Below are 26,072 nucleotides of genomic sequence, written 5' to 3' on the forward strand. Positions count from 1 at the left end.
CTAGGCCCCTACGTTGTTGGATTGGGCACCCGCAATAGCTGCAGATGCAAAGTCAGAGATCGTGACCCCGCGAGGCACCTGAAGGGATGCGATTGTTTGCATGTCCCGTTGCAGGCGGTTGTGGCGCAGACGCAGGTCGCTCAATTGCGCAGCGAGTTCCTCAGGGGTCAGCACTGGACTGTCGGCACTGCAGTTCAGGTCCTGACAGAGGATCCCTTTGTCGCATTCGGTCGGGAGCCGGTTGTTGAGCAGTGTGCGCAGCTCATCGCGCTCTACCGCTGCGGCATTGAACCTGCTGGCGGTCAGTTTCAGCCGGGTGAGGATACGTTCAGCATTCTCCCTGGGCAGACAGATGCCGCCGCCGGTACCGGGATGAGAGAGCAGGCTGCGGAACTCGTCACGTTCAACCTTCGCGGCCTTGAATGCGGATGCTGCTGTGTTGAGGCGAACAAGAATTCGATCAGCCAGATCGTGCGGCAGCGTGACGACGCTTGCCTTACTGGATGGGGGGCTCATGTGGACGGTTCCTTTGCATCTTGAGTGTCCTGGTGCGCAATGTGCTTCGCAGCAGGTCGGGACGATGCGAGGATCATCTCCCGAAACTCAACGTGCCGGAACCCAAAAAGGGGGCACGCTTTTCAGGTGCTGGTGTTGCGAGGTACTGCACATAAGCAAAGCCCGCGAAAGTCGCGAGCTTGTTGAAGATGCTTACCAGGTCAACCCTGGTCGCTGGGCAATCAACCGATCCGTTTTGTGTGCCCAATGCCAACAGACCAGGACATCGAGGACAAACGCAAGAACTGCGACTGCGCCAATAGTTTGAAGATAATCATAGTGCTCGGTGAGCAGTGCTCCGAACGCCAGCCAGGCCATAGATAGGAGTGCCACCAGGAGTACGGGCTTAGCCCACCACCGCTTTGGCTCCTGTTGCTCGGTTGCTGAAGGGGCGATATGGCATAGCGTTGCATCGGCCTCCATGTCACGCACGGCTTGCAGATTGAGGTCCGCGTCGGAATTCTGATAACTGAAAATCACCGGGAGGTTATCGAGAATCTTAATGACGTAACCCGGTGCAGTGGAGGATTTCAGGATCTCCTGAACCTGCTCCTCGTTAATGGCGAACCCCGACAGCCTGTCTACATCTTTCTCGAGGATGATTTTGATGATCCGGGTGACGATAGCAATCACACCTATTGCGGCGACAGCCAGCGCGAAAACAGTAGCCACTGTGGCGCCATTAAGATCCGCACCCTGCTGAGAGCCAACGTAACTGATACCCCAATGGCAGCTGTACAGCACACCCGCTAGGAGCAGGCAATCCCCGATGGTACCCAGTACTCCCGAGATGATAGATAGCGGCTTGTCGACTTTGCCGGCAGCCCGAGACTTCAGCAGGTTCTTGGCTCCCAATTTTAGGGCTTTAAGGACGGACATCGACGATCGACGTGTTTCATGCCCAGTTAGCAATACTTGGTCTACTCGGGTCAGTGTGGCGAGCACGTTTCTAACCGCGGGAGGAGGGCAGCCTCTTAGAATCTGCTGCGCCTGTGCGTTGCTAATCAGGTATTCCTTTTCTCGTAGCATCACTGAATCCGGGGTCGTTTCGATGCTTTCAAGTATCATGGATCCTCAGAGTGCCGCAAAGCCAAAATGCTACCTTAAATGTCCAGCTGGCCCGAGGCGGGTGAAAGCGCTCCCCAACCTTCTCCAGAGTACGAGCTGGCGCTAGGAAGACGCCGGGCGGGCAGGCATCCAGCTAATACGGACACTTGCGCTCGGAGAATGTCCGTATTCCTCAATTCCGAAGGTCGGTACTGATTGCTCATACCTCGCTTGGGGATCGGGAAATGTGGGTCGCTATGCGTCCTGGATGAGGCAGCGAAGGCACTCCAGCACGAACCGGCCAAACTCAGGTGCCGCCGCGATCGCTTCGCCCATTGTGGAATACCCGCTACCGATGAGCCCCAGATAGCGCAGCTCGAAGCCCCCTGCGTCGTCGGTGATGGCCATCATCTCCTGACCGGCGAAAAGAGCCGTTTGCATCACCTCAGGAGTGTCGCCAACCCATACCTGTTGAGGGCGATTGAGCGGGAACATACTTCCTTTCTGCGTTCTGATCTTCACCGATTCATACCTTTTCAACCTGTACGTGAAAAGCACGATCATTACACGAAAAGTCCACGCGGGGCTTAATCGCGCCGGACGCAAGGGCGTCCATATGGTCGAATGCACTCTGAGGTTCGAAGAAGTATTTATCTTCGTAGTAATCACCCTCACACTCCAGCATTACGCAGAACACGAATTTGCTGTCCAGCGGTGCGTCAGGAAAGAACGTATAGAAGCTGAGGGATGTGGAGTCCTTTTTGCCGTTACTACAGACCGTGAACTCGATTTGCTCACTAGAAAAGCGCGGGTCATGGTGGAAGCCGGTAACTGTCACCGCGAATGGCTTCTCAGCCATAAAGCCGATGAACAGTGTTTGACCGATCTCTGGTCGAAAGGTGGAGGACTTCGTGGTCATGGGAGAACTCTTCGGCTGTAGGGAGTTGTTGCGCATATGGTGTCCCCTCTGTGCATGTGCCAGAAGCCCCTACCGCAGATGTGTGGATCTGGTGGCAGCATTGCCGCCCAACCATGGGTTATGAGTAGGTTTCCACTTCGCGCACCTTCTGCTGTTCGTAGTGGCGGATCACCCCTTGTGCAGCTTCCTCAACGTCCAGGGCTCGGCCCCACGCCATCAGCCATGGGCAGACTTCTCTTTCATTGGGCTCGGCCTGGGTGAACAGATCGCCCTTTAACTCTGAAACCCGCGCTTGCACCGCAACCAGCCACTTGCTGTAGGGCAGATCAAGTGGCTTGGCTGGCTCGAGCCATGTGCTGGAGAGGGCTAGCTCCCCGGCGTGATAGTTGTTGTAGTAGAGCTGGGTGTAAACCTCATGGGCCAGGTTGTACTGGTCGGCCAGCTCGGGGAGGTCCTGGAACATCAGCGGGGCGCGAGGCCCGTAGTGGCGGTGCATCAGCACTTCGTTGGACGCGAGTTCGTGCACAGCGTCATACGCCGCTTGAACCGCGTCGTCGGTCTGAGCCTCAAAGCCCTCCATTCCGGCGAGAACTTCGACATCAACCCAGAGGAGGCGGGCTGCGAGTGCTTCTTGGAATGCTGGGTTCATATCTGGAGCTCCGGGGTACTTGGGAAGTGCGGCCATCATCAGGGGAGCTTCCTTGTGGCAGAACCCCGCTCTCCGAACATTTGCTGTACCGGATCAGACCCCAGGTCAGGAATTCACTTCATCACCCCATGCACCTCCGGGGCTTCAATGCACAGAAAAGGTCGGAACTGGGGGAGGAATCCGATCCTTGATGCAGCCTATTTCAAGGCCGAAAGGAGCGTATCAGTAGCATCGGCGCGAGACTTACCATGAAGCTTAGAAATTCCCAGGGCGGAAACCACCGCTAGGCCAACCAGTAGCGCGGTAAGCCCGGGCGTTCTTCTTGAAATAGGTCGGCTGCTGGTGCCGGGCCAACAATGGGTTTGAGAGCTCCGCGGAGCCCCCTTGTCTGAGGTGTGCGGTCAACGTTGACCGCCAGGCCAAATCGTCATTGGTAGCAGCGCCTGATCTCTATCATGCAACCGCCGCGCCCTCGCCCCCGGACGAATCGGAGAGCATCAACTCCACTGGCACATGGATGGTTTCGCCGAACTTGGTAACCACGATGGCCCTGCACAGGGCGACCAGCTCATTGCGGCATGGCTCGGTGGTGTACTGCTCGCCGGCTGCGTAGTAGATGTTCGCGATCCAGCGTTCCGACGTCTCGGTTCCTTCCGCGCCGTAGTGAGCCTCCGGGGTTAGAGCCACCTGAAACTCCCGCAGCAGTGGACCAGCATCTGCCCAGTCGCTGCTGGGGCGGAATGATCCAAATCCATGCGGCGTGACACAGAAGATACGGGCCACTTCTTTGTGGACGGGAGGAACGATTTTGATGTCAATGCCCGCAGCCTTAGCCACGGCCCAATCGAGCGCCGGTCCATCAAGGTCGTTGAGGTGGACTGCGACAAATCCCGCTAGTGGGGAAGGGGTGAATACGGGTTGAGTGTTCATGCGGGCTCCAGTCTGAGGGTTTTGATGTGCCATCCTGTCCTGGAAACCCACGTGCCAGAAGCCTGTACCTTTCAGATCAATTGGCTCAAAGAGCCTGTTCCCATTTCCGAACATTTGGTGTGACGAATCAGACCCCCGATCAGGGATTCATTCATTTCATCACCCCCATGACCCCTCAGGTCCGTAATTTGACGCCAACTACAAAGAAACTTGTTGGCTCAGAGCTTCAAAGGCATGCGATCATTGCAACAAGTTCACTTAATCGCGTGTTTGATGCCACATAGGGGCGACAAACATTTTTGTAGAGGGTTGCCCGAATGAGTGCACCAAGGTTTGAGCGCCTCGCCGATCGGCTGGTTAAGTCCAGGACGGATGCGGGATTTAGTCAGCAAGAGCTTTGCAAGGCTTCCGGGGTTTCTCAGCAGACTATCTCTGCGCTCGAGTCCGGGAAAATTGGTAGCTCGAAGGGCCTGCTTGCGCTGGCCAAAGCCTGCAATGTGGATGTCGAATGGCTTATGGAGGGTGATCGGCTTACGGGTCATCCTGGGCGCTCAGGGCAAACCAGCATTGGTCACAGCATCATTGCGGACGCCCAGGCCCGGATAAAGGGGATCGTCCAGGCCGATATTTTGGTGAAAGTGGCACACGAGCAACTGAAAGCGGCGCTGGGGGTACTGACCCAGTCGCAGCACCCTGCATCGCAGCAGCTGATTGAGGCCATAGCCATTGTGGAGAAAACCTCTGCAGAGCTCAGCGCTGACTCTCGCAGCGTCTGATCTCTGTCATACCTCCGCCGCGCCCTCGGCCCCGGGCGCATCGGAGAGCATCAACTCCGCTGGCACATGAATGGTTTTGCCGAACTTGGTAACCACGCTGTGCCTTGCGTTGTAGTTTCGAGGCAAAAAATTTGATTGGTGCTGGCTTCTGGCACGCGGGGTTACAGTCCAAGATTGACACTCAAACGACATGTCCGGGCAGGTTGAATGTCCGATCGTATTGTAAGGGTGCTGGACGAAAATCTTGCCCAGTTCAATGGTCCATCCGTAAACGCTTAGGAGTTTTCATGTCAGACATTTTTCAACCTCGCACCGAGCCAGCCAAAAGTATCTATGGGGCGTTCCAGGCTGAGGCTGCAATGCGTGCTGAACGTAGCCTCGACGAATGGCAGGCCGCCGAACGAAACGCCGTCCATCGAGAGGCCGGCATTCAAGCCCAAAAAATGGGCCTGCGTGTGCCCACGATGAGCGAGGTCGAGCGGGCTGAGCGTCACGCTTTTGGCTCTATTGATTACGGCTCTAAGTGGGCGCATGCCTTGGCAGTCGCCATGCGTCAGTCTGCCCATTCAGAAGGAAATAGCCAATGAACCTGTGTAACCCCGATGGATTTGAGGGCCTGAGAGCCCGCCGTTCCGCCGAGCTTGAACGCCTGCCTTATCATTTACGCCCGCTGCTCGACGTGATGCATTCCGGCGCACGGTGGAAATTGGTAAGCGCATTGAGCGATTTGGTACTGCCTGCGACTGTGCCCGTGGAGCGTCTTCGCGGTATGGCTTTGGGCATGATCAATGCCGCGAAGATCCGTGATGAACTGAGTGAGTCGGCGGCTGACGCGCTATCGGCTTATGTGCTGGCTCTACCAATTGCGCCCCAGTAGTAAAGCGCATGTTCTACGAAATCGTAAAAGCGGCGTACGAAGCCGGAAATGTGCGGGTTGTTCCTTCAAACCCGGGTTGCGGTGATCGCATCACAGTCGAGGCAGATGGCCTCATCGGCTTTAAGGCAGCGTTTCTCACCAATACTGAGAGGCAGATGTTGGCCGAGCTTTCCAAAAACGATGCGATGGCCGTGACCGCAGGGGATGCTGTCCCTGATCCTTGGAAGGGCTTCATCAAGTGATAGGAAAACTACGATGCCGATGAAACCGCTTTGTCTTTGCTGCGATCGCTGCCGTACGCAGCAGCCAACGGCCAGAAGCTACACGACGGCCGGTGTTTGCTACACGTTGTGCGATCCTTGCCGTGAAGAGTTTGATCGTCCAGCGACGCCGGATCGCCCTCGTGAACAACGCGATATCTCTCTCGATTGGCTGTTCTAAGGCAGGAAAACGAGCATGCAAACCTTCAGCATCATTTTCAGCAACTACATACTTGATTAGCACTGGCTTCTGGCACGCGGGATTCCAAGACAGGATTGGCACATCGAATCCCATTGCCGAGGAGGGCAGTTGAAATGAGCATCGCCAATATCGAAGTGAATCAACTCGTGGGGTATGTGCTGCAGTCGAGCGAGGAACCCGTTCGTTACGTCATTCGCGTCATCGAGCTGCCATCGGAAGCGGCCGGCCACGCCAAGGGCATCATTCTGGCGACCAGTGGCAATGACCAAGCGCATGTCTCCAACGCCCTGCAGTTTTCCCTTAATGATGTCGTCTGCTTGTTGAGTGCCGAGGATCACGGTGCGTGGGTGGCGGCGGTAGATGGGTGGACCAACATTACCCATGCTGGCGAGCGTTGGTCGTTCGATGCTGACCAGCTGGATGAGTGGGACGAGGAAGAACAGGGCTTTCACTTTCTGACTTACCATCGGTTGAGCGAACCAACAATTGAAGCGGTACGTCGCTTCATTGACGACCTCCACTACTGAAGAGTCGCGGTACTGCCTAAGCCCAGCCCATTGCTGGGCCGCGGCCGTAGAAGGCCCCATTCAGTGCCCACCCTATTGAATCGTAAGGAGACGCAACCCATGCCGCTTAATGAAACTAACCAAGCCGAGTTCGATAAACTGCACACGCAGATCCATGATGCGATCAGGGCCGACCACGAAGTCCGCTGGATGCAAACAGTCGGCAACTTCGGATCAGTGCGCATGCCCGAGCAAGGCATGTTCGTGAAGACAGGCCCGCATGGCAATTCGCCGCGCGGTTCAATCGGATGGGTCGCCCAGGTTCGTATCAAGCAGGGCCAGTTCGGTTCGGATAACTACATCTTGTGTCATGCTGGCCCTGGCCCTGGCCCTGGCGATGGCGATGGCGGATGGTTGATGCAGCATTCCAACAACGCGTTCTACCCACTCACTCCCGCTGAGGTTGAGTTAGTGCGCCCGTACTTTTCAGATTGTCTCCCCGAGAGCGAAAGCTTCCCTAATGGCATCACTCTCGGTAGCGAAGAGACACGCGCCATCCGTTTCCTCATTGAGCCTCCCAAGGACTTTCAGCCACGCGGCGGCGAGGGTGCGAGCATGCGGATGACAACCGTCGGCGCTGATGGTAGCAAGACCATCACTGAGACCGTTTTTCTGTAGGGCATGATCGCTGCAGTTGTAGCTGATAAATCAATGCCTCGGTGCACTTAGACACAGTACAGCTGCTGTAGCCCGGTAGCTGCTGGGCACCTAAGGATTTCCTGTTTCAAGAACAGAAATTCCTTGCTGAAATGAGGCTCTGTGAGCCTTACAAACCATTAATAACTGGATTTCCAATGTTGACTTTAACTGATCGAAAGAAAGACCTGATGTGTCCTGGCCTAACAATTGGCGGGATTCTGCTGATGATTTTTGGCTTGGTTATGAGCGCTCCTTTGTTGTTTTGGATCGCTTTTGTTGTCTTCCTCGGAGCACTTCTGATTGGTTTGGTTAGACGCTCCCTGACAGCGGTAGAGTGTTTCTCGACCGTAGCTCTGTCATTGATCGCGATTATTATCGCGATTTCGACTGGTGGGGTGTAATCGCTCAGCCCAGGCCTACTGGTTAGAATGACACGGACATGACCAGCCCAGCGCCTGCTGGGCAGCGGGGGCGGTTGCAGATGGCGACCATCTACTCTGATGGTAACAAGACCATCACTGACACCGTTTTCCTGTAGGGCGATCCGCGGTCACCACAAGCCCGCCCCGTGCGGGCTATAGCAGGCCAAGGACATGGTTCCCAGTCTGCAGATCGAAGGATTGTACTTAATGAAAGAACGCCCGATTTTGTTCAACAGCCATATGGTCCGCGCCATTCTGCAAGGTCAAAAAACCGTTGCCCGGTTTGAAGTGGAGGGTGCCGCCGCGGGGTTGCTGGCCGGCCACTCTCCGGAGTGGATAGCAGAGCGCGCAAGTGAGCTTTGCATGTACGGTCAGACCGGTGATCAGCTTTGGGTGCAGGAGGACACTGAGTCTCAGCTTTCTCCGTGCGGAGCTGTGGTTCTTTCGCGTTATGTCGCAGACAAGGCCCCGGTGCTGTATTCAGGCTGCGAGGACCCTGCGTTCAATGGATCAGTAGCCCACTGGGAATATCCGCACAATGTTCGCCCTGGAACACGTATGCCGCGGTGGGCCAGGCGTATCCAGCTCGAAATCACAGCGGTCCGAGTCGAGCGGTTGCAGTCAATCAGTGACGGTCAGTGCATCGCCGAGGGGATTATTCCCGTACCCAAATTAAACCCTGAGTGCGAACATGAACGGCAATTCTGGCGTGACTACCACCTGGGCGGGGATGGGACCTTCTGCGTTAGCACGCCATTGGAGTCATTCCAAACACTCTGGCGTCACAACAACGGCTGGTCGTTTCCCAAAGGCGCCAAGCTTGAACCGTCGGCTTCTAATCGGTGGGATGCTAACCCTTGGGTGTGGGTTGTAGAATTCCGGCGCATCGAGGGCGCCCAATCGACCACTTGCCTTGTCGCGGCCTAGCCGTTATCGGAAAAGTATGACCAATACCTTCACTGCTTGGATCGCCAAAACGCTTTGCGCACTGATCGCGCTGGCAACGGCGATCGCCGCCATAGTTGGTGCATGGTACGCATTCACCCCGGCCGTTTTGGGTGACACCGACCAAGGCCAGATGCCGTTTGTGTTGCTGGCCTTCGCTGCAACGTTTATCAGTGTTCCTGTTCTAGCCAGGTGGGTAAACGACCGGACGCTTTGGGTCGTTTCACAGCTGCTAAAGAGATAAGGGGAATCCATGAACAACACCGCGCCCGTAAACACTCACCGCTTGTACAACACGATCAGCCACGAGCATCTGGACGGGCTTGTTTCTTGGGCCATGGGCGAATTCCCTAATGCGGGCTTGAACCTTGTGGAATGCGCAGATGGCCGATGGTTTGTTGAGGTTGATCACGGGAGCGCTTTTGATCACCTCGCAGGCGTATCCAGGCCGGCGGTTGCACCCTACATCGAGCCTGTATTCTTCCGGGCGGAGGCCGAAGCACAGGCATTTGCATTCGACTGCATTAAGCAGGTGTACCCGGAGCTGGCAACCAAGGACCTGTCCGAATACTACTCGGACGACAACGACGAATAGTCACGGAACAGAACGCATGCCTACAGTCACAAATGAAATGGTTTACGCGGCGATGAAAGAAGCTGTTAAGCGTGGCTTGCTGCCCAAAGGCGGGAGCCAGGAAGACAGTATAAAAAACTTCGATGCCTTGAAGGCGATTCTGCAAGCAGCACTCGACGCCGCTAGGTGATTGAAAAATGATCGCTGTCCCATGAGCCCGCCATCGAGCGGGCAAATCCATTAGAAGCGCCGGATCGGTCGGCGCTATAAGGACCAGTTTATGAGAAATCGCAGCCCACAGGCTAACCCCGCCCCAGCAGATGAGCAGGAGCAGCTGCTGGCGCTTCACAACACTGGTCATTGTGGCGTCTCCGTCACGGCCAACTACGACCCCGAACAGTGGGAGCGTTGCCAGAACATCCTCAGCCAGGCTACAACCCACGTTGTTCTTAAAGACGCGCCATAGTCACGGAACCGTCCGAACCCACCAGACCCGGAAAGGGCCGCCACCCATGACTGCCATCACCCCCAAGAAGTACCTTTACACCGAGCCGCCGGCGCAACTGAGCGGGTCGCTGACCATCGACCTCCACAATATCGCGGTGCAACAGCTCAACGCCTACCGCCAGGCGCGGCATGCTTGGCTGGCCTGTGCGGGGGATATCCACGAAAAAAGCCAACTGCGTGCCGTGATGGAGGTCGCCGCCGCCGACCTGGCTGGTTTTGTCAATTCGGCGGTGCAGCTTGAGTTGGGCGAGCCGGACGAATGGGCTAACGCCTGATCAGGCCCCTGAGTTCGGGTTCTGACCATGATCGAGTGATCGCATGATGAGGGAGGGCGCCTGGTTGAAATCCGAAGTTGGCTTTTGAGTTGCGTCAGGTGGGGCGCGAGATAGACTGGGCCCTTTGTCGTTACACCCCTCACGTTTCAGACCCTCAGCGGAGATTCAATGAAAAATGTAGTCGCGGCCCTTGCTTTGCTGGCTCTTGCATCACCTGTGATTGGTGCCGAGAAAGACATTTTTGTCCCTGATCTGTCCTCTATCCCGTTCGTCGTGAGCAGCTCGGGTGACACCCTCAGCGGGTACGTCAAGAACTGGGGCGCGCTGGGTAATCCTAAAGGGACGTTGCCCGATGCGATCAACCGAGCAATGGATCGGCTTGAAGCAGCCAAATGCGCAATCCACATTCCAGTTTTTAATGACAATCAAGGTCACGTAAAGCCGAGTGATGGACTGGCCTCAATTGCATGTATGCAGCCAGGCGGCACTGTTGTGGTTACCGACGTACCTGGTGCCCTTCTGGATAGTTCTGGGGCGCTGGGCCAAGTCAAAGGCGATGTCGGCGAGAAGGCATTTTTCTTGGTGCAGAGCCGGGTTCAGATCCCCATTGAAAGCAAATAGCTGTTCCCCTGGAAGCCCCTCTAAGCCCCAACGGCAAAGTCTCCCTTCGTCGTTAGGGGCTGCCAAACCGGCCGCAGCACACTCCATTCTTCAAGCTACGGTTTAGATCCTGAACCGTCATGCTTCAGTCCTTGGGTGAGCACCCGACAGTTTGCGCAGAAATGTGTGCAATTAAATGTGTAGAGTGCTTCATGTTCGCGCCTGCCAAAATGCTCTGAAGGCCCCGTGTTAGTTGAGGTATAGTGGCGTTTATTCTGTGCAAAAAAATGTGCACGCCTGCCACGGGAATCATCATGGCCTTCGAGTTCATTCAAGGTAAGCATTGGCTTGAGCCGCTTACCCCTTCAGGCGGCTACCCAGCTGACGTACTGGCGATGGCCGACGAGCTGCCATACCAGCTTGGTCGCTTGGAAGGCGCGATCCCGGCTGAGACGGCTAAGCGGGTAGGCCACCTGATGCGCCTGACCAACAGCTACTACAGCAATTTGATTGAGGGCCAATTCACCGAGCCGGCCACACTTGCGCCCCGGGTGAAGGTTCGCGAAGCCAAAGATCTGCGCTTGCTTGCGGTCACCCACATCGTGGCCCAGGAAACCCTTGAGCGCTACCTGCGACGTTTCGGCGATACAACCTGGAAGGACATGTTCTCTCGAGATCTTGTGAGCATGGCCCACAAGCGCCTTTTCAGTGGCTCGTCGGATAAGGATCTGGACCTGGGTAACGGGCGTGTGCTGGTACCGGGCCAGCTGCGAGATGAGTCACAGCAGAATGTCTTCGTGGGCGATCACGCTGCGCCTGGCTGGGAATCGGTGGGGCCGATGATCAATCGGATGCAAGAAGCGTACGGTATGGCCCAAGACCCCAGAACACGCCTGCTGAATGCCCTGGCCTACCACCACCGCCTGGCGTTCACTCACCCGTTTGAGGATGGCAACGGTCGCCTGATTCGGATGATGACACACCTGCAGCTGGTCAAAATCGGCCTTGGCTCCCCTCTGTGGTCGATCTCGCGCGGGTTGGCCAAGCGCCAGGATGAGTACTACGCCAGGCTGAGAGCTGCCGATCAGCCGCGGCGCGGGGACCTGGATGGTCGCGGCCAGCTAAGCCAGTCGGGCCTGGTAGATTTCGTTCGTTTCATGCTTGAGGTTTGCAAAGACCAGATCGCCTATACCGCCGACGCTATGAGTGTGCACACTCTCCGCGACCGGCTGGAGCGCATCGTCCGGTTCGACCCTCACTTTGTTGAGGCCGGGATCAAGCCGGGGGCGGCACGAGCACTTCACCTTCTGTTGATCCAGGGGGAGGTAACCCGGGCAGATTTCAAAATCTATCTTGGGCTTCCGGATCGCGCTTCCATTGAGCACCTGAAAGCCCTGATCAATATCGGGGTCGTTGAAGCACCGTCGCCGAAGTCCCGCGAGCTCCATCCAGGCCTGCCCATTTGGTTTGCCCAGCTGGTGTTCCCCGACCTTCACCGCCGGTTCACCTAAGCACCCTTTGCGCGGCCCGGCCGGATCTGTACACCGGCCGATTCATATGGCGTTACTCGAAGTGTGCTGGCGCTGAGGTCCCGGCGGCGCACGAGGCACGGAAGCAATACGGACTTTTACACCGGGGCAAATGTCCGTATTGCCAAATCAGCACGTCCGATTAATCGGCAGGGGGCAACCCGAGGCCGGTGTCGACACTGCTCGTATCCGGAACACCCTCCAAGTGGGCCAGCTGGCCACCCTCGCGCGCCCAGGACTCCAGCAAGCCAATCGTTGGCGTCTTCAGCCCATGCTTCGATCGGTAGGCCTTGAACGCTTTGAAACTCACGGGTAGGCGGAAGCGGAGCCTCATCGACTCCCATGGGTTCGCAATGCGGCTGAGCGGATCGAGTCGCTCAAGGATGTGATTGCCACTGTAGATGTTCAGACCTCGGGTATGAAGTTCCGGGGGGATATCAGACAGCGGCAGCCCAGTGAGAACCATGATGTCGTGAATTGTCTCGGTGCTCAGCGCGATGAACAGGTTGGCCGGCACGTGTTGCCCGGGCTGCAGGTAGCAATCCCATTGTGCCGCTGCCTGGTTGGTGACGCCGATCAGATGTTCCAACCGCAGCTGGTCACGGCGGTCTGGTCCGGATTGCCGGCTAAGTGCCTCGTAAGTGAACACGATGGATCGCCTATTGGTGCCGTTGACGCCCATCATAGGTTGCCCACTCTCCGTGCGGGGGAGGCGGAACCGCGCATGGTTGGCCAGCAACAGGTCGTGCACCAGCGCGGGGAGGTTCTTGGCCACGGCCTTGTAGAACCACTTTTTCATGTCCTGCTCGCGCTCCTTGTAGTCCGCTGCAGCCAAACCCTTGATGATCTCCACTTGGTTGTGCCGCGCCGTGTAGTGGGCGTCGGCAATAATGCGCTCCGGGGTGTCGAGGGAGTGCGCGGAAATTGCCTTCAAATCTGGTTCGAACAGTCCTTTGCGCGATTCCCCGTGCCTCACCGCCAGGGCGCCTTTCTCATCACGGCCGATCAGCAGCTGGCCCGCTTGCATCACCGACTCAGGGATATACAGGCATTCCTCCGGCACCTGGTCGGCGTACCGGCTTTCCATCCAGAGATTCGGGTTGCTACGTTTAGCCCAGCCGGGGTCGGACTCGTGGAAGGATGCGGCGGTCAGTTCCTTACTGGGGCGAGGAACCAACTCGAGTTGGCGGTCAGCCAGCACAGGGTATTGGCCACCATCACCTGCGAGCTTGTGCGCGATACTCAGCATCGAGCCGGTGGCCAGCAGTGGTTCGGTGTGGCCCTGCTCGAAGTAACGTTGCCGGCATTGGTCAATGAACAACTGAAGCCACAGCAGCTCACGGTCATCGAGCTCGCTGATGTCCGCCAGCACCGGCAGCCCGGCGCGGGTCGGGAGGTTTGTGGCGCGCGGCTCACTCTCCTTGGCAACCCGGTTACGGTCCAGCCACTGGATCTTCAGGAGCGAGTAGGGGAAGTGGCTCCCGTCAATGCGGTAGGCGTTGAATCGGTCGTTCCGTGCCGCCATGCGCTCTTCTTGCAGGGGGTGTTTGAACTTGCCCTTGTCAGTCAGCGCCAGGATACGGCCACCGGTGCGCACCACCATGACGAAGTAGCTGCTTGCGATGTTCTCCCCACGGATCACGCAGAGCGAAAAGCCGGTAGGGATTTGCTTGGCGTGTTGCACCAGGTCCTCGATTTGGGCGATCACGTAGATGTGGCGCCCCAGCTTGGCATCTGAAGCTGGCGCTGGGATTCCGTCACGGATCATCAGGCGGGTCAGCCGGTCGATGCTGTGCAGCGCATCCAGCCCCACGCTGCCACCCTCTGCGGCAACAAACTCCCGCGCCTCCTGTGAGAGCTGCTCCCGCTCCAGCCCCCGATAGAACGCCAACGAGCCTTCTGCATAGGCCTGGTACTCATCGTGCAGCTGGGAAATGGTTGGTTCCTGAAACAGTGAATCAAGCTTGTCCATGGTCGCCAGCATGCCTGTGAGGCGTTCTGAGCCGTTACGGTACTCACTGAGGGGGAAGATTGCCGATTTGGCAAAGCGCGGCACCTGAGAGCGGATAAGCAGGGTTACGATGGCTTTGTCGCCCGTCTTGATCGCTGCGGCGATTCGCTGATTGGCTTCGTACAAGCTGAACTCGCGGGAGACCAGAGAGGTAGTCAGGGATTCTAGCTGCTGCCCGGTGAGTTGCTCCCATAGTGCAATGGCTTCCTCACCTGGGCGTTGGATGTTCGATTGGGGACTCATGGGCACAGGCCTCTGTCAGATTGCAGGCTCGCCCGGCGGGCGGTGATGTATGGCTCAAGGTTGAATCAAGCGGCGCTGGTGTTCAGATTCAATGAGATCTCGGATGACCTGGAACCCGGCCACCTGCTCCCTGATCGCTTCCTCGACCGGCTCATGCAGCTCGTAAGGAACAAACGAGAGCGTGAACTCAACGTCCACCCTCCAGCCCGCCGCGTAGGCCTTGAAGATTGAGAGCTGCCGATCAGACATCCGGGTCAGCAGCGCACCAATGTCTGGCTTGCTCCCTGCCTCGTAGCACCAGTCAATTGCAGCCTTCTGAGTCTGCCGATCAGCGTTCCGTACGAACTGGTTGTACGGATGATCCGGATCGGCGATTTCAGGCTCGTTTAACTTGGTAAAAATGGAGTAGGTGAAGACATTGTCAGTCATGGGTGAATCGTCCATCTGGTAGTGACTGAATTATCAGGTGCATTGCCTGTGCCAGAAGCCTGCGGGGCAGATAATCCGTACCGTGCCGGCCGTGCGCGAGGGCAGCCTATTACTACCCAAAGCTCGGCCATGAATTCATTCGCATTCTACCCGAGGAAACGAAGGCTCCCGCCACAGTTGAGCCGACAGTGTGCCCGGGTTGGATCAGTGGGATAGCGTTTTGGCATCTCGCCGCTGCATCTCGCCGCTGCAGCTCGCCGGTGTTTTGGAAGCCAACCTCTGTTTGCCTGATCTGTCCGAAAATGGTTGGTTGTGCGTCGTCTGGAGCCCAGGAGAGTGTGCATTGTGTGTCCTCCTGCCAGCCGGATGCGTAGGCATGGAGGATAGCCAGTTGCTTAGCAGACAGCAGGCGCAAGCGCTGGCCTATGTCACTCCTGCACCCTACCTCGTAGCACCACTCACGCGCAGCCCGCTGAGTCTGTTCGTCAGCGTGCTGTACGAACCGGTTGTACGGGTAATCAGGCCCTTGATGATCATTCTGTGCGGCCAGGGATTCATCCCCAAAGCCTGACCGTGAATTGATAGAAACCCGAACCCCGGAAATGAATGCGCCCGCCAGAACCAAAGCGGGCACCTATGTTACGCCGAGGGAATGCCGGAGCCGGGCGCTGAAGTCTGTGTTCAACGCCCGACTGGATAGGTCATTGCTGAACGGCCGCTTCTCAATGCGCATCCTGCAGGGCAACAGCGCTGACCGGGCGACCAAAGCAACCCAGGCGCGCCGGTGGGCGGTGGTCGAACCCAGGGCTCTCAGCGAGCTCCCGGCACTTGCGACAGATGAACGAACCCCCCGTCATGGGCGTCGAACATCACCCATTCATGGCTGTCAGCCTCCAGGGTTTCTGCAGGGAGGTGATCATTCAGCCGCTGGGCGACGCTCGCGACAGTTTTCACATCCAGGTGCTGGGAGATCTCTGGTTTGAGCGTGCAGCCGTGCAGGATCTCGTAGGCGGCCCGGATTACGGAGTTACCGAGTGCGGCCGGGTCCGGGTAGGCGGTTGGTTCAGCCAGGCCGGCCAAGGCTTCAGCAATGGCAGCTGCCGCGAACTCGGCCACTGGCAGCCCCATTGGTACCTCGCGGGCGGCAATGGTGTACATATCCCGGTGCAGCCCATCGTAGCGGCGCTTTAGGCTGGTCAGGTTCCACTTCATTGTCTGAATCTGCACGGCTTGTTGCTGGCGCTCTGAGCATCTGACGCACCCGGCACAGGGCTTTCGGTTCCCATCTTGGTCATTGATCCTTCCCAGTGAATGGCAGGCATCATAACGCCGGGGTGGCCTGGCTCGTGATTCGAGACCTCATCGAATTCCGGGAACGAAAAAGCCCGCCGAATGGGCGGGCTCTGATGGAGAGAGTGGACCTTGTGGCTTAGTGGGCCTTGTTGAACAGGGCCATGATGCGCGGGAGGTTTTCCTCGATGGCCATGGCGGCTGAACCACTGAGCAGCTTCCGCAGGGCGCTCTTCTTGGGGCGAGCGAAGTCGAGTTGAATTAGGTCGTAGCCCTGGGCCTTGCCGGCCAAGTACTCATCGCTGGTCATCAACTCATCGACCAGCTGCAGCTCCAGCGCCTCATTGGCGTGCCAGGCTTCACCGGTGGCGATCTTTTTGATGTCGACCTGTGGGCGGTGATCGCTGACGTGCTTTTTGAACATTTCGTGGACGCGGCCCAACTGCTCCTTGAACTTCTCACGGCCTTCATCGGTGTTTTCGCCGAAAATGGTGAGGGTTCGCTTGGACTCGCCGGCGGTGTAAACCTCGTAGTCGACGTCGAAGCGCTTAAGCAGGCGGTTTACGTTCGGTGCCTCAGCCACGACACCAATGGAACCCATCAGGGCGAACGGGGCGGCGACGATCTTGTCCGCGATGCAGGCCATCATGTAACCACCGCTGGCGGCAACCTCGTCCACGCACACAGTCAGGGGAATGCCTGCTTTCGTGATGCGCTGCAGCTGGGAGGAGGCAAGGCCATACGAGTGAACGTAACCGCCGGGTGACTCAAGCCGCACCACCACCTCATCCTGGGCCGCTTTCGCGCCAGCAAGCAGTGCAGTGACCTCGTTACGCAAAGACTCCACCGCCGATGCTTGAACGTCACCCTTGAAGTCCAGGACGAACAGCTTTGGTCGAACAGCCGAACTGTCGGTCTGTTTATCTGCTTTCTTCTGCGCCTTCGCGGCGGCCTTTCGCTCGCCCTTGGTCATAGTGAGGTCATTCACCGCCTGGGAGAGTGCTTCATAGAACTTGTTCAGGGAGCGGGCGCGCAGCTTGCCTTCGCCAGCCTTACCCTTGCCGCCGCGCATGCCAGCGATGATGGTGAGTACGACCACGAATGCGACCAAGCAGGTCAGGGCCTTCATCAGAAACTCGATGTAGTTGAAAAACAATTCCGTCATGGGATCTCTCTAGGTTGTGGCGCTGTAGATGCTGAGCGGCACCCGCCACTCAGTTGTATTTTTGATGGGGCCAGGATATGGCCACTCCCTGCGTGCCAGAACCATGGCATCTAGGTTTATCAGGGAGGATTGCCGAACCCTGGAAATGGAGGCTTGGCCCTCACACGGGTAGCGTGGAATTGCCATCCTGAGACTGGGTTGGGTCCCCCGAGCCGGGTATGAATTTGGGAATACCCAGCCGCAAGCGCCGCATCCGCACACAGCTACGGGTGACCCCGAAACGGGTGGCCAGGCTCTGATCCGTGTCCTTGCCCAACTCGTTATCGAGCCCGGGTCGTGGAGAGCTGAACGCGATTACAGCGCTGATCCCGAGGTTTCGCCTGATGGCCGAGATTGTGGGTTGGGACACACCCAGTGCCTTGGCTATCGAACCGTCAGAGACCTTGCCGAGTTGAGGTACGTATTCAGCCGGCAGGACAAACGCGGTATTGGGATCAAACGGGGCAATGCCCAGTTCCTCACGCTTGGCACGGGCGCGGGGTCTGCTGATACCAATCTGCTTGGCTGCATCAGCGTCTGTCATCGTCCCGAGTTTGCTGATGGCGTCATCAGTCCAATTCGCCCTGGCAACGAACGGCCCGATCCCACGTTTTGTGCGTTCGGTGTAGACCGCTTTGCTACTGACGCCCAGCTGCTCGGCAACCTCCCGATCTACAGCTTTGCCAAGCATCGCGACCGCAGCTGGTGTCCAGATGTTGGTGCCTGTGGGAGGTGGAGCATTTCCATCGCATCCCGTTATGGGTTCGTCCCCCATCATCGCCGGTGAACTCCTGACTTGTGAAGGTGCGGATAATATCGCTCCCGCGCCACGCCAAACCGAGATGGAGGCCCTCCGAAATCCTCACCTTGGAACTGAAGCCGGACACTAAAAGGCCCGGATCGTGCCCGGGCCTAGGGGTGGTTAGCTGCTGTGGGAGTGGCGATCCAGTCAGCAAGTCAGCTGAGCCTTCAGCGCCTGCAGCTTGGTCAGCAGGTCCTCATGGTATTGGGACAATGGGATTTTCTCCCCGGCACGCTCTGGGATGTCGACCTTGATCCCGTTGTCGTACTTGAATGGCCGGGTGTAGAACCAGGTGCGGGCGTCCACGCACATCTGCCGCTCAGCGATGGCAGCGTCCAGGTCGGTCACCTGGAGAACGTTCCCGAACAAGTCGGTTACCTGGGTTGTCGCTGAGGTCTTTACAGTTGGCGCTTGGGCGCTGGGTGGGGTAGTCGAATCAACCCTCTGCATGGCTTGGCCTCCCGGCTCTGTGTTTGATGGAGCCAGTGTCAGGCCGAAATGGGTGTGCCAGAAGCAGGTAGTCAGGATACAGAAAGGCCCAGCATGAGCCAGGCCTTGATTGGGAAGGGGCGGTGAGTTGATCGCCGCTTACAAGAACAGGATGCGCTCACAAAGGCTGTCCACCTCATCAGCCTTCAGCCCGACATGGGTACCACTGTCAGTGAGGATGTCGCCGATGTCGCCATCATCAGCGCGCACCAGCCCGCCGACCAAACCTACTTGCAACAGACGGAGGGCGGCTACCAGGGCGTCAAACTCCATACGGCTGACCTGAGGCAATGCGATGGACGGTTCGCGCATGGCTTCGCTCAGAACGTCGGCATATTGTTCAACCAGGTCTGGGTAGGCGCTGACCACATCAGGGGATGGCACCGATGGCTTGTTTGGGATAACTGGCGCATCGGCCTGATTCAGGTACAGGGCGTTGTTCACCGCTGCATGGTGTACGTCGCGCAAGGCGGCCTTCTCGTCGTCGGCATCAGAGAAGGCGTTGTATGCACCGAGGCGGACCTCCCACTTGCGACCGTGATTGGTCAAGGCAACGACCTGCGCTGCTGTCACGAACTCACTCAGCAGCATTTCATGAGGCTGCTTGGCGCCTTGGGCGTTGGATGGGGTAGTCGATTGAGTGTTATGCATGATCTGGCCTCCGGGCTACGTGTTTGGTGGGGCCAGTCTCAAGGCGAAAAGCGTGTGCCAGAAGCAGGGGCTGGCGAATTATTTGGGAACATCGGACCCGTCGCGCGGGATTCAAGCCTCAGGCCCTGACTGAGTTGCTCAATTCTTTGATTCCTGACTGAGGGAATGAATGCCCTGGGATTTCGCCCGGAAACGAAAAGGCCCGGTGTGTGCCGGGCCTGTGCGAGGGGTGAGCTGGGGAGGGAGGGTGGGTATGGCGTCAACAGAACAGTAGACCTTATTCAGGTTGCCCTACGCCCTGGACGACTCCTGCATAGGTTAGGCATAGATCGGGGTAGTCGTTCAGCACACTCTGGCTCGGGATAGAGGGCAAGTACTCCCGGCCGGAAGGATTGAGGTTCCATTGTAGAGCCGTTTCCACCTCGTGCCGGTGGACGCTCGCCAGAGCCTCTGCAGCGCTGTCAGATTCCGCCCACGTGAGATAGCGGCCATGACTCACCTCCCAGCGACGCTCACACCCTGCAACCGCGATTGCCTCGGCCAGCTTGAGGAACTGCTCCAATGTCAGCTGGTGGGGAGGGAGGCGCGCTACCCTGAGCCGTTCGAATAGTGCTGCTGTGTCGGAGCTGGCTTGGTACATGAGATATGGCCCGGGTTCGATAGCGCAGTTTGAGTGTGAGTGGATAGCGGGGGCAAGACCTAGCGTGCCCGGCCAAACGGCGCAATCTGGATGCGTTCACCCTCAACATGCAGCAGCTGGCGCAACGAATCAACGTCAATCGTGGCCGGTAAAGGGGCGTCCGAGCATGCCGCACCAATACGGTACTTTCGTGTGAAAGTCACCTCCGCTCCACCGGGGCCGAAATAGGTGTGAATCCCGCAAACTGGCCCGGACGCGTGATAGGTTCCCGCTGGTAGGGCTTGAATGCTGGGTGTTTGTGCGCTGGCGCTAGTCATATCGGTTCTCCTGATACGGGAAAGGCCCGGAGCGTGCCGGGCCTTGGGTCAGTGGTGCTGGGCCTGGATCAGACCCCAGCAAGCTCCAGTAGCTCGTTGTAGTTGCTACCATCAGGGGAGACCTCTGCCTTGTTCAGAGCCTCGCTATGCTTGCGCATGGCATTCGGCAGGTTCAGCAACGCTTGCAGCGTCTGGCATGCCGCGCGAACGACTTCCTCGCAGTCGCCAATCATCATCTGATAGGCGTCCTCGGCCTTGTCGCTTCCTTCAACGAACGCAAGGATGCGCCAGTAGTGACCACCATACTCGCCGCCACACACTGAAATCTCCTCGCATTCCCCGCCGTGCGCGATCTGGTAGGCCTCGCACCGCTCTGATGCCACGACCACGCCTTCACCCTCAGCGTTCTCCACGCTCAGCAGGGATAGCGACAGTCCCATTTCCCGCTCTGCTTCATCAAAGGACGTAAGCCCGTCGACTGAATGCAGGGCAGCCCAGGTCTGCATCGGGTGGATAGGTCGATACTGGACGTCATTTGGGTAGTTAACCCGGAGACAGTGTTGGACGGAAAAGGCGGTGAATTGAATGGTGGGTAGATGAACTTCGGTGGACATCGAGGGTACCTTCAAGGCGATCAGTTGATGAGTCCATGATGGGGTGGCTTCATGTGTGCCAGAACCACCCTCATGACATTTTCCGGCAGCCTCTTACCCAGCCGCTTCCGCATCCTCAAAATGGCGCTCAATGTCGCTGATCCGCCCCGCGCCGCCTTGGGCATAGCCCTGGGTATACGATTCCGGCTCCGCGTCATCTCCCGCACCAGGGGCGCGGTTAACAATCACGATATCTACCGGAAGGTCGGAATACGTGGCCCGGATCTCGTTGCCTGAGCGCTCAATGACCAGTCGTGTGGTTGGCGGGTGCGCTGGATCAACCGCCTCTGTTTCGTCCGGCTCGAACAACCCTGGGGCGCAGATAGCCTCGAACGTGGATAGCGCGCGAGCCCCGTAAGCCTCCGCGTCCATAGCGTCGGCACCATCCTTTGCGGTGGTTACCAGGGCCTGCAGGCCCTTGAGGCGGTCCTCCAGCGCGTGAATACGAGCGTTGAGCAGCCTTTCGCGATTGTGGATGAGGCCCTGTACTGACTCGGCCAGATCGGATGCTTGTGAATTGGTGACAAAGCCGGTGGAGCGAAGGACGGTATGGATCTGTTCAAAAAGAGACATAGGTTGAATTCCTTGGGCGATGGGTGAATGACGCCATGGTCATTGGAATCCGCTCGTGCCAGAACCGCTTTGGTGAGATTTCGTTGCTTCCCACATCGAGGCGCCAAACCCCCAATGAGGGTGGGGATTCAACCCAGGCGCCACGCCGCCAAACCCGCTGTAAGGGACTGGACCAAAAATCAGACTGATCCCTCAACCTGGTCTTGCACCCTCAGTTAGGGAATGAATGCGAGCCAAGCGAAGAAAAGCCGCTACAGAGAGCGGCTAGGGGTAATTAGGTAGATCAGGCTGCAGCAGTATCGAAATCGTCTCGCGGGCGGCGGGGGGCTGGCGCTGACGAAGGCTCCTCCAGATCTCGAATCCGGGAAGAGGCGCGATCGCAGGCATCAAGGTACGCCGGAAAAGAGAGAGCGGCTGACTCTGTCTCATCGGCAAGGGCTTGGCAGTAGTTCACAAGCATGAAGCCCGTTTCGAGCTTCTGGTTCTGCCCTACGCAAAAATTTGGGCGGACTTCGACGACTAAGCCATCCCTTGTCAATTCCGAACGCTGGAGCCGGAACGCTCCATTGGATTCCTGCTTGAGGCGTCGAGTCAGGGTTGCCTGGTGGTAGCTGGCAACACCGTCCATGATGCCTGCCAGCCGTCGAATCAGTGCATAGGTTTCCTGCCAGTGGGAACGATCCACGTCTGCCCGGCGCTGAAGCTCTGCAGCCCAGCGCCGCTCATACTCGGCCGGGGCAAGGCCACGGTATTGTACGTCGCCAAGAAGCTTACGTTCGAAGGTGTCCAGGTAACGGTCGCGGGTGTTCGAGACATAGGCAAGCAGTAGGTGTAGGCAGCCGTGATCCCTGAGGCGCTCGATTTGAACGGGTAGAGGGTGGAGTGGGTCCCACATCCACGCTGGGCTGAGGCACTCCATCTGCGTCCTGATGTGTTGTGCAATAGCTTGGGTATCCAGAAGGACCTGAACCCAAAGCTCGAGCGTGATCTCGCCTGCCGCATGTTCGCGCGGCAGTCTGGCCAGCCGGGTGCCGGCAGCAACTGCATCAGCCTGGAAGTCAGGGAGGGAGATAACCCCGAATCCCTTTACGAGGGGAATCCCTGTGGCCTGGCGCATGGACTCAAACGCGGTCGCCTCGGCATGGAGGGCATTAAGCCAGGGCGCGCGACTGCTGAGCAGCGTAAGAGCCCCATGCTGGGTTTTGCTATAGGTGAGGCCAGGGCCCGCTGGCACTGCGAACCACCCGGCATCCACAGCGGCCGTGATAGCCCTCATGTCCTCCCAGAGCCCCTCAGGAACCGCCCGGGAGGTCAGGGCCAGCTCTAGGGGCATTCCAGCCTCACGGTCGTTGCAGACCCGCCTGGCATAGCGCATAGCAACTCGGTTGGTCAGGGCTGACGTCAATATCGTGTCCATGATTGCTCCTTACTGAGGCCCACATCGTCTAACCAGGAGCCGTGTGCCAGAAGCCCGCCGTATCTGAACGGCCTGCTTTTTAGTAAGGCGGACATTTGATGCTGGCGACCTGTCCGCATAACTGAGGTCAGATGGAGTTGGGTAAATATTTTTTCGGAAAACCCCAAAAATGGAGCAGTAGCTGGCCACTATTACAGGTGGAGGCCTATTGAAATGAACCACGAAACCATCAACCTGGTGCTGCAGTCCTTCTGGCGCTCACAGGTTCAGATCCGGCCCAGTGAATACAGGCTTGAGGCTTTCAAATCAGTCGTTGCCAAGGCCCGCACAAACAGAAATGCAATCCTCGATGGGGGATTCGTTGCCGAACTGGACGTGCTATCAGACATGGTCAGCCGCAGCGAAACACTGACAGCAAGACTTCTAGAAGGTATTGAACAGCAGATGGACACGCTACAGGCAGCAAGTCGGCGGGCTAGCGATGCTCGCGCCAGTGACCAAGGCCCCTCCGCGATCTACATTCCCGGCTTTGGGGAACGTGCATCGTTCTTTGCCGAGGGTCTGGTTTCAATGGGGCTACAAATCCTCACTTTGGACCTGAACGCGAGCATAGACCTTGTGTCCGAACTGGGGGAACGAATGCCAACCTCTGGCCTGGTCCTGGTTGGAGGAGATGTAGTCTCTGACCCGGTAGCTTGCGCGGCATTGCAGAGGCTTTCGGAGTACCACGATAGTGATCTGCTCGTCGTGGTGGCCGTAGATGCGCCGCTGTCCTTCGAGCAGCGGCTGGTTGCAGCCACATTTGGTGTCGTGCGTCTGCTCGGCGTTGACGCTGACGTCAAGACCCTGAGGACACTGATCCGCAGCCGGGCTCGTGACTCTCAGATCAACGGGTACAAGGTTCTTCTCCTGGATGACACGAAAACCGACGCGTACCGGGCCATCAAGTACATGCAGGAGGAAGGGATTGAGGTGATGCACATACTCTGCCCATCTGGGGTATTGGAGGCCATTGATCAGTTTCGCCCCGATGTCGTTGTCACCGACTACCATATGCCGGCCGCGAATGGGGATCAGGTGGCGAGCGTCATCAGGCAGGACAACGACTCGGCCATGCCGATTGTCTTCCTCAGCAGCGAGCGGAATGCGGAAACCCAGTTGATAGCTCTCTCGAAGGGCGCAGACGCGTTTGTCCAGAAACCGCTAAACAGGGGGGCGTTCATCAAGGCGCTTAAGGCCCTCATCTCGAGATCGAAAGCTTTTGACTCACGAATGCGTCGTGATCCCCTGACTGGGCTTCTGAACCATGCACAACTGATGGCCTCCGCTTCTCGGCTCTCAGCCGCGGCTTCGGGAGCGCAGAACACGATGGTGATGATAGATATTGATCATTTCAAGCAGGTCAATGACACCTTTGGCCATCCCGTAGGTGACAAGGTCCTGGTGGGCCTGGCTGAGATCCTTTCTGACAACCTGAGATCGACGGACTATATCGGCAGGATGGGAGGGGAGGAATTTGCGGTGCTGATGGTCGGGGCAGGGCCCACTGAAGCCAAGCGCGTGATTGATCGTATCCGGGATCTGTTTAGCAGCTTGCAGTTTGAGTCCGGCCTTGAGGGCGGTGGGGATAGTGGGAAGTGGTTTGCATGCACCTTCAGTGCTGGGGTAGCTCCTTTGGACGGCGCGGCGCCTGCAGCGATGAAGTCCGCAGACCATGCTCTGTACAAGGCAAAGCATGCAGGGCGCAATCGGGTTGAGATTTTCGGGTAGATCAAACCCAAATCGAGGACATGAAAAAGCCCCGTCATATGCGGGGCTTTTTAATTTCCGGCATTCAGGCGCGGGATGACTGCTGTCCTGCTCCAGGATTCAAGGTGTGTACGTTCGAGGGGTGTTGCTGCTCAGTGAAGCTACCCTCTGAAATGTCGCTTTCCTTGTCGAGACAAACGATGTCCTCAGGTTCGTCGTGGGTGAGCTGCAAGAGCACATTCTCCATTGCCTCGTTCGAGTCGAACTCAGCGGCCGGGAAATCCTCGGGCATCTGGACGCGGTCAAGGATGTGCTTCAAATCCATGTGCAGCAGGGTAGGGCGTCCCCGCATCAGCTTGACCAGTTCGACGACGAGCTTTTCATTCTGAGCAACGGCGGCATGGCAGCGCTGTCCAATGTTGTTGCGCAGAATGTTCAGACGATTAGCCTTCATCAATGCCTCTTGATCGGAAGCAGGCTTGAAGAAGTTGCCCTTGTTCGTCATCTGCAGGTAGCGCAGGGCGAGATCATCGAAGTTCTGTAGGTCATCCATAGCTGCTTCAGAAGAAGACTTGAGGATGAGTTGCTCAGCGGCGCTACCGATCAGCAGCATGTGCAACCGCCAATAGATCATGTCTGCAGTGGAGAGCAGATTGAGGTCGCTGAAGATTTTCGCGGTACGCGCATTGATGTCCAGGTGAGCACTGAACGAGTCAGCGATCAGGCAGTTACTGCCCTTGTAAGCGATGATGCGGGCTGCCTGGTGAACCATGAGTCGGTTCTGGTCAGCCATGGTCACTTGGAAAGCCGGCCGTTGCTCAATCGTTGGAGTGAAGTTGGCCGGAAGCGCGAGGGCGGTCGTTGATGCGATGCCAAGATCATTCGTAGTCGGATCGGCTTTGGGCTTCAGACCTGAAGCCCAGTAGCCGATGGCAAGGAGGCCAAGAACACCGATAGCCGTAATCGTATAGAAAGTGTTCTCGGTAACCAGGCGGTATACCGGAGTAGCACAGACGTATACCGAAAGGCATACGGCGGTGGTTACCCATACGAAAGTCAGGCCGCGTTGAAACCCTTCCCCAATAGCGGCCACTACGTTGCCGGCTTTGGCCTTCGCAATCGCACTGACCATGAAGGCGAAGCCGATGAGCAGAGACAGGACAATGGCAGAGAGCGTTGCGGAACCCACAAGCTCAGCGGGCTTTTCAGCAGTGACATAGCGGGCAATGACATACAGCCCGATGGTAGCTCCCGCTAGAAGGAACGGGGTGAACCAGGCGGGAAGCATCCGGCCAGCGTCTTTCAAATTATTCCAGCTGCTCATTGTCCAGC

General features: G+C 57.6%; 35 protein-coding genes. 17 read left to right on the top strand and 18 right to left on the bottom strand.

What is annotated here, in order from left to right; all coding sequences use genetic code 11:
• The 6 genes from H8F21_RS14295 to H8F21_RS14320 all read right to left on the bottom strand — a co-directional run bounded on the left by H8F21_RS14295 (position 1) and on the right by H8F21_RS14320 (position 4,100).
• Positions 1–516 carry a hypothetical protein gene (locus H8F21_RS14295; protein WP_203584668.1) on the bottom strand — a complete coding sequence of 172 codons (516 nt, stop codon included), beginning with the start codon at positions 514–516 and terminating at the stop codon, positions 1–3.
• A gap of 192 nt (positions 517–708) precedes the next feature.
• Positions 709–1,623 (bottom strand): hypothetical protein, encoded by a 915-nt coding sequence (locus tag H8F21_RS14300; protein ID WP_203584669.1) that lies wholly within the window; start codon positions 1,621–1,623, stop codon positions 709–711.
• A gap of 234 nt (positions 1,624–1,857) precedes the next feature.
• Positions 1,858–2,124 (bottom strand): hypothetical protein, encoded by a 267-nt coding sequence (locus H8F21_RS14305; RefSeq protein WP_203584670.1) that lies wholly within the window; start codon positions 2,122–2,124, stop codon positions 1,858–1,860.
• Positions 2,125–2,128: 4 nt separating this feature from the next.
• A complete protein-coding gene (locus tag H8F21_RS14310) occupies positions 2,129–2,521 on the bottom strand; it encodes a hypothetical protein (protein ID WP_203584671.1) in 393 nt (130 codons plus the stop codon).
• A gap of 118 nt (positions 2,522–2,639) precedes the next feature.
• Positions 2,640–3,170 carry a hypothetical protein gene (locus H8F21_RS14315; protein WP_203584672.1) on the bottom strand — a complete coding sequence of 177 codons (531 nt, stop codon included), beginning with the start codon at positions 3,168–3,170 and terminating at the stop codon, positions 2,640–2,642.
• Positions 3,171–3,623: 453 nt separating this feature from the next.
• Positions 3,624–4,100, bottom strand: a complete 477-nt coding sequence (locus H8F21_RS14320) for a phage protein NinX family protein (protein WP_203584673.1) — start codon at positions 4,098–4,100, stop codon at positions 3,624–3,626.
• Positions 4,101–4,417: 317 nt separating this feature from the next.
• On the opposite strand from H8F21_RS14320, the gene H8F21_RS14325 reads away from it, so the two are divergent.
• The 15 genes from H8F21_RS14325 to H8F21_RS14395 all read left to right on the top strand — a co-directional run bounded on the left by H8F21_RS14325 (position 4,418) and on the right by H8F21_RS14395 (position 12,254).
• The gene (locus H8F21_RS14325; protein ID WP_203584674.1) at positions 4,418–4,876 is read left to right on the top strand and encodes a helix-turn-helix domain-containing protein; all 459 of its coding nucleotides are present in this window, start codon (positions 4,418–4,420) and stop codon (positions 4,874–4,876) included.
• Positions 4,877–5,163: 287 nt separating this feature from the next.
• Positions 5,164–5,463 (top strand): hypothetical protein, encoded by a 300-nt coding sequence (locus tag H8F21_RS14330; protein ID WP_203584675.1) that lies wholly within the window; start codon positions 5,164–5,166, stop codon positions 5,461–5,463.
• Positions 5,460–5,753: a hypothetical protein gene (locus tag H8F21_RS14335; protein WP_203584676.1), complete on the top strand. Its 294-nt coding sequence runs from the start codon at positions 5,460–5,462 to the stop codon at positions 5,751–5,753. The genes H8F21_RS14330 and H8F21_RS14335 overlap by 4 nt, the downstream gene beginning before the upstream one ends.
• A gap of 8 nt (positions 5,754–5,761) precedes the next feature.
• On the top strand, positions 5,762–5,995 hold the full coding sequence (locus tag H8F21_RS14340) for a hypothetical protein (RefSeq protein ID WP_203584677.1): 234 nt from the start codon (positions 5,762–5,764) through the stop codon (positions 5,993–5,995).
• A gap of 333 nt (positions 5,996–6,328) precedes the next feature.
• On the top strand, positions 6,329–6,742 hold the full coding sequence (locus tag H8F21_RS14345; RefSeq protein ID WP_203584678.1) for a hypothetical protein: 414 nt from the start codon (positions 6,329–6,331) through the stop codon (positions 6,740–6,742).
• A gap of 99 nt (positions 6,743–6,841) precedes the next feature.
• Positions 6,842–7,399 carry a hypothetical protein gene (locus H8F21_RS14350; RefSeq protein WP_203584679.1) on the top strand — a complete coding sequence of 186 codons (558 nt, stop codon included), beginning with the start codon at positions 6,842–6,844 and terminating at the stop codon, positions 7,397–7,399.
• 176 nt (positions 7,400–7,575) lie between these two features.
• Positions 7,576–7,821, top strand: a complete 246-nt coding sequence (locus H8F21_RS14355) for a hypothetical protein (protein WP_203584680.1) — start codon at positions 7,576–7,578, stop codon at positions 7,819–7,821.
• Between the two features lie 228 nt (positions 7,822–8,049).
• Positions 8,050–8,769 carry a hypothetical protein gene (locus H8F21_RS14360; protein ID WP_236043021.1) on the top strand — a complete coding sequence of 240 codons (720 nt, stop codon included), beginning with the start codon at positions 8,050–8,052 and terminating at the stop codon, positions 8,767–8,769.
• Positions 8,770–8,785: 16 nt separating this feature from the next.
• Positions 8,786–9,031 (top strand): hypothetical protein, encoded by a 246-nt coding sequence (locus H8F21_RS14365; RefSeq protein WP_203584681.1) that lies wholly within the window; start codon positions 8,786–8,788, stop codon positions 9,029–9,031.
• Between the two features lie 9 nt (positions 9,032–9,040).
• Positions 9,041–9,382: a hypothetical protein gene (locus tag H8F21_RS14370; protein ID WP_203584682.1), complete on the top strand. Its 342-nt coding sequence runs from the start codon at positions 9,041–9,043 to the stop codon at positions 9,380–9,382.
• Positions 9,383–9,398: 16 nt separating this feature from the next.
• Positions 9,399–9,551, top strand: a complete 153-nt coding sequence (locus tag H8F21_RS14375) for a hypothetical protein (protein WP_203584683.1) — start codon at positions 9,399–9,401, stop codon at positions 9,549–9,551.
• Between the two features lie 90 nt (positions 9,552–9,641).
• Complete coding sequence (locus H8F21_RS14380) at positions 9,642–9,827, top strand: hypothetical protein (RefSeq protein ID WP_203584684.1); 186 nt, start codon at positions 9,642–9,644, stop codon at positions 9,825–9,827.
• Between the two features lie 46 nt (positions 9,828–9,873).
• The gene (locus tag H8F21_RS14385; protein ID WP_236043024.1) at positions 9,874–10,143 is read left to right on the top strand and encodes a hypothetical protein; all 270 of its coding nucleotides are present in this window, start codon (positions 9,874–9,876) and stop codon (positions 10,141–10,143) included.
• Positions 10,144–10,311: 168 nt separating this feature from the next.
• A complete protein-coding gene (locus H8F21_RS14390; RefSeq protein WP_203584685.1) occupies positions 10,312–10,764 on the top strand; it encodes a hypothetical protein in 453 nt (150 codons plus the stop codon).
• Between the two features lie 293 nt (positions 10,765–11,057).
• Positions 11,058–12,254 carry a Fic family protein gene (locus H8F21_RS14395; protein WP_236043025.1) on the top strand — a complete coding sequence of 399 codons (1,197 nt, stop codon included), beginning with the start codon at positions 11,058–11,060 and terminating at the stop codon, positions 12,252–12,254.
• Between the two features lie 160 nt (positions 12,255–12,414).
• Here H8F21_RS14395 and H8F21_RS14400 read toward each other — a convergent pair whose 3' ends face one another.
• Together H8F21_RS14400 and H8F21_RS14405 are read right to left on the bottom strand one after the other, a co-directional pair.
• Positions 12,415–14,526, bottom strand: coding sequence for a hypothetical protein (locus tag H8F21_RS14400; protein ID WP_203584686.1), 2,112 nt, complete (start codon positions 14,524–14,526; stop codon positions 12,415–12,417).
• A 54-nt stretch (positions 14,527–14,580) separates the two neighbouring features.
• Positions 14,581–14,955, bottom strand: coding sequence for a hypothetical protein (locus H8F21_RS14405; protein ID WP_203584687.1), 375 nt, complete (start codon positions 14,953–14,955; stop codon positions 14,581–14,583).
• 391 nt (positions 14,956–15,346) lie between these two features.
• Between H8F21_RS14405 and H8F21_RS14410 the strand changes: the two genes are divergently transcribed.
• Complete coding sequence (locus H8F21_RS14410) at positions 15,347–15,526, top strand: hypothetical protein (RefSeq protein WP_203584688.1); 180 nt, start codon at positions 15,347–15,349, stop codon at positions 15,524–15,526.
• Between the two features lie 239 nt (positions 15,527–15,765).
• On the opposite strand, the gene H8F21_RS14415 is transcribed toward H8F21_RS14410, so the two are convergent.
• From H8F21_RS14415 to H8F21_RS14455, 9 genes are all read right to left on the bottom strand, one after another.
• Positions 15,766–16,182 carry a hypothetical protein gene (locus H8F21_RS14415; RefSeq protein WP_203584689.1) on the bottom strand — a complete coding sequence of 139 codons (417 nt, stop codon included), beginning with the start codon at positions 16,180–16,182 and terminating at the stop codon, positions 15,766–15,768.
• 202 nt (positions 16,183–16,384) lie between these two features.
• Positions 16,385–17,410: a protease SohB gene (sohB, locus tag H8F21_RS14420; protein WP_203584690.1), complete on the bottom strand. Its 1,026-nt coding sequence runs from the start codon at positions 17,408–17,410 to the stop codon at positions 16,385–16,387.
• A 160-nt stretch (positions 17,411–17,570) separates the two neighbouring features.
• Positions 17,571–18,140 (bottom strand): hypothetical protein, encoded by a 570-nt coding sequence (locus H8F21_RS14425; protein WP_203584691.1) that lies wholly within the window; start codon positions 18,138–18,140, stop codon positions 17,571–17,573.
• A 258-nt stretch (positions 18,141–18,398) separates the two neighbouring features.
• Complete coding sequence (locus H8F21_RS14430; protein WP_203584692.1) at positions 18,399–18,701, bottom strand: hypothetical protein; 303 nt, start codon at positions 18,699–18,701, stop codon at positions 18,399–18,401.
• Between the two features lie 138 nt (positions 18,702–18,839).
• Positions 18,840–19,391, bottom strand: a complete 552-nt coding sequence (locus H8F21_RS14435) for a hypothetical protein (RefSeq protein WP_203584693.1) — start codon at positions 19,389–19,391, stop codon at positions 18,840–18,842.
• 699 nt (positions 19,392–20,090) lie between these two features.
• Positions 20,091–20,234 carry a hypothetical protein gene (locus H8F21_RS14440; RefSeq protein WP_203584694.1) on the bottom strand — a complete coding sequence of 48 codons (144 nt, stop codon included), beginning with the start codon at positions 20,232–20,234 and terminating at the stop codon, positions 20,091–20,093.
• 182 nt (positions 20,235–20,416) lie between these two features.
• Positions 20,417–20,962: a hypothetical protein gene (locus H8F21_RS14445; protein ID WP_203584695.1), complete on the bottom strand. Its 546-nt coding sequence runs from the start codon at positions 20,960–20,962 to the stop codon at positions 20,417–20,419.
• A gap of 93 nt (positions 20,963–21,055) precedes the next feature.
• Positions 21,056–21,574 carry a hypothetical protein gene (locus H8F21_RS14450; protein ID WP_203584696.1) on the bottom strand — a complete coding sequence of 173 codons (519 nt, stop codon included), beginning with the start codon at positions 21,572–21,574 and terminating at the stop codon, positions 21,056–21,058.
• Positions 21,575–21,857: 283 nt separating this feature from the next.
• Positions 21,858–22,991, bottom strand: a complete 1,134-nt coding sequence (locus H8F21_RS14455; RefSeq protein ID WP_203584697.1) for a hypothetical protein — start codon at positions 22,989–22,991, stop codon at positions 21,858–21,860.
• Between the two features lie 213 nt (positions 22,992–23,204).
• On the opposite strand from H8F21_RS14455, the gene H8F21_RS14460 reads away from it, so the two are divergent.
• Complete coding sequence (locus H8F21_RS14460) at positions 23,205–24,761, top strand: GGDEF domain-containing protein (protein WP_203584698.1); 1,557 nt, start codon at positions 23,205–23,207, stop codon at positions 24,759–24,761.
• A gap of 64 nt (positions 24,762–24,825) precedes the next feature.
• Here H8F21_RS14460 and H8F21_RS14465 read toward each other — a convergent pair whose 3' ends face one another.
• The gene (locus tag H8F21_RS14465; RefSeq protein WP_203584699.1) at positions 24,826–26,064 is read right to left on the bottom strand and encodes a hypothetical protein; all 1,239 of its coding nucleotides are present in this window, start codon (positions 26,062–26,064) and stop codon (positions 24,826–24,828) included.
• Positions 26,065–26,072 lie beyond the last annotated feature (8 nt).

It is taken from the genome of Pseudomonas arcuscaelestis (assembly GCF_016881005.1).
Taxonomy (GTDB): Bacteria; Pseudomonadota; Gammaproteobacteria; order Pseudomonadales; family Pseudomonadaceae; genus Aquipseudomonas; species Aquipseudomonas arcuscaelestis.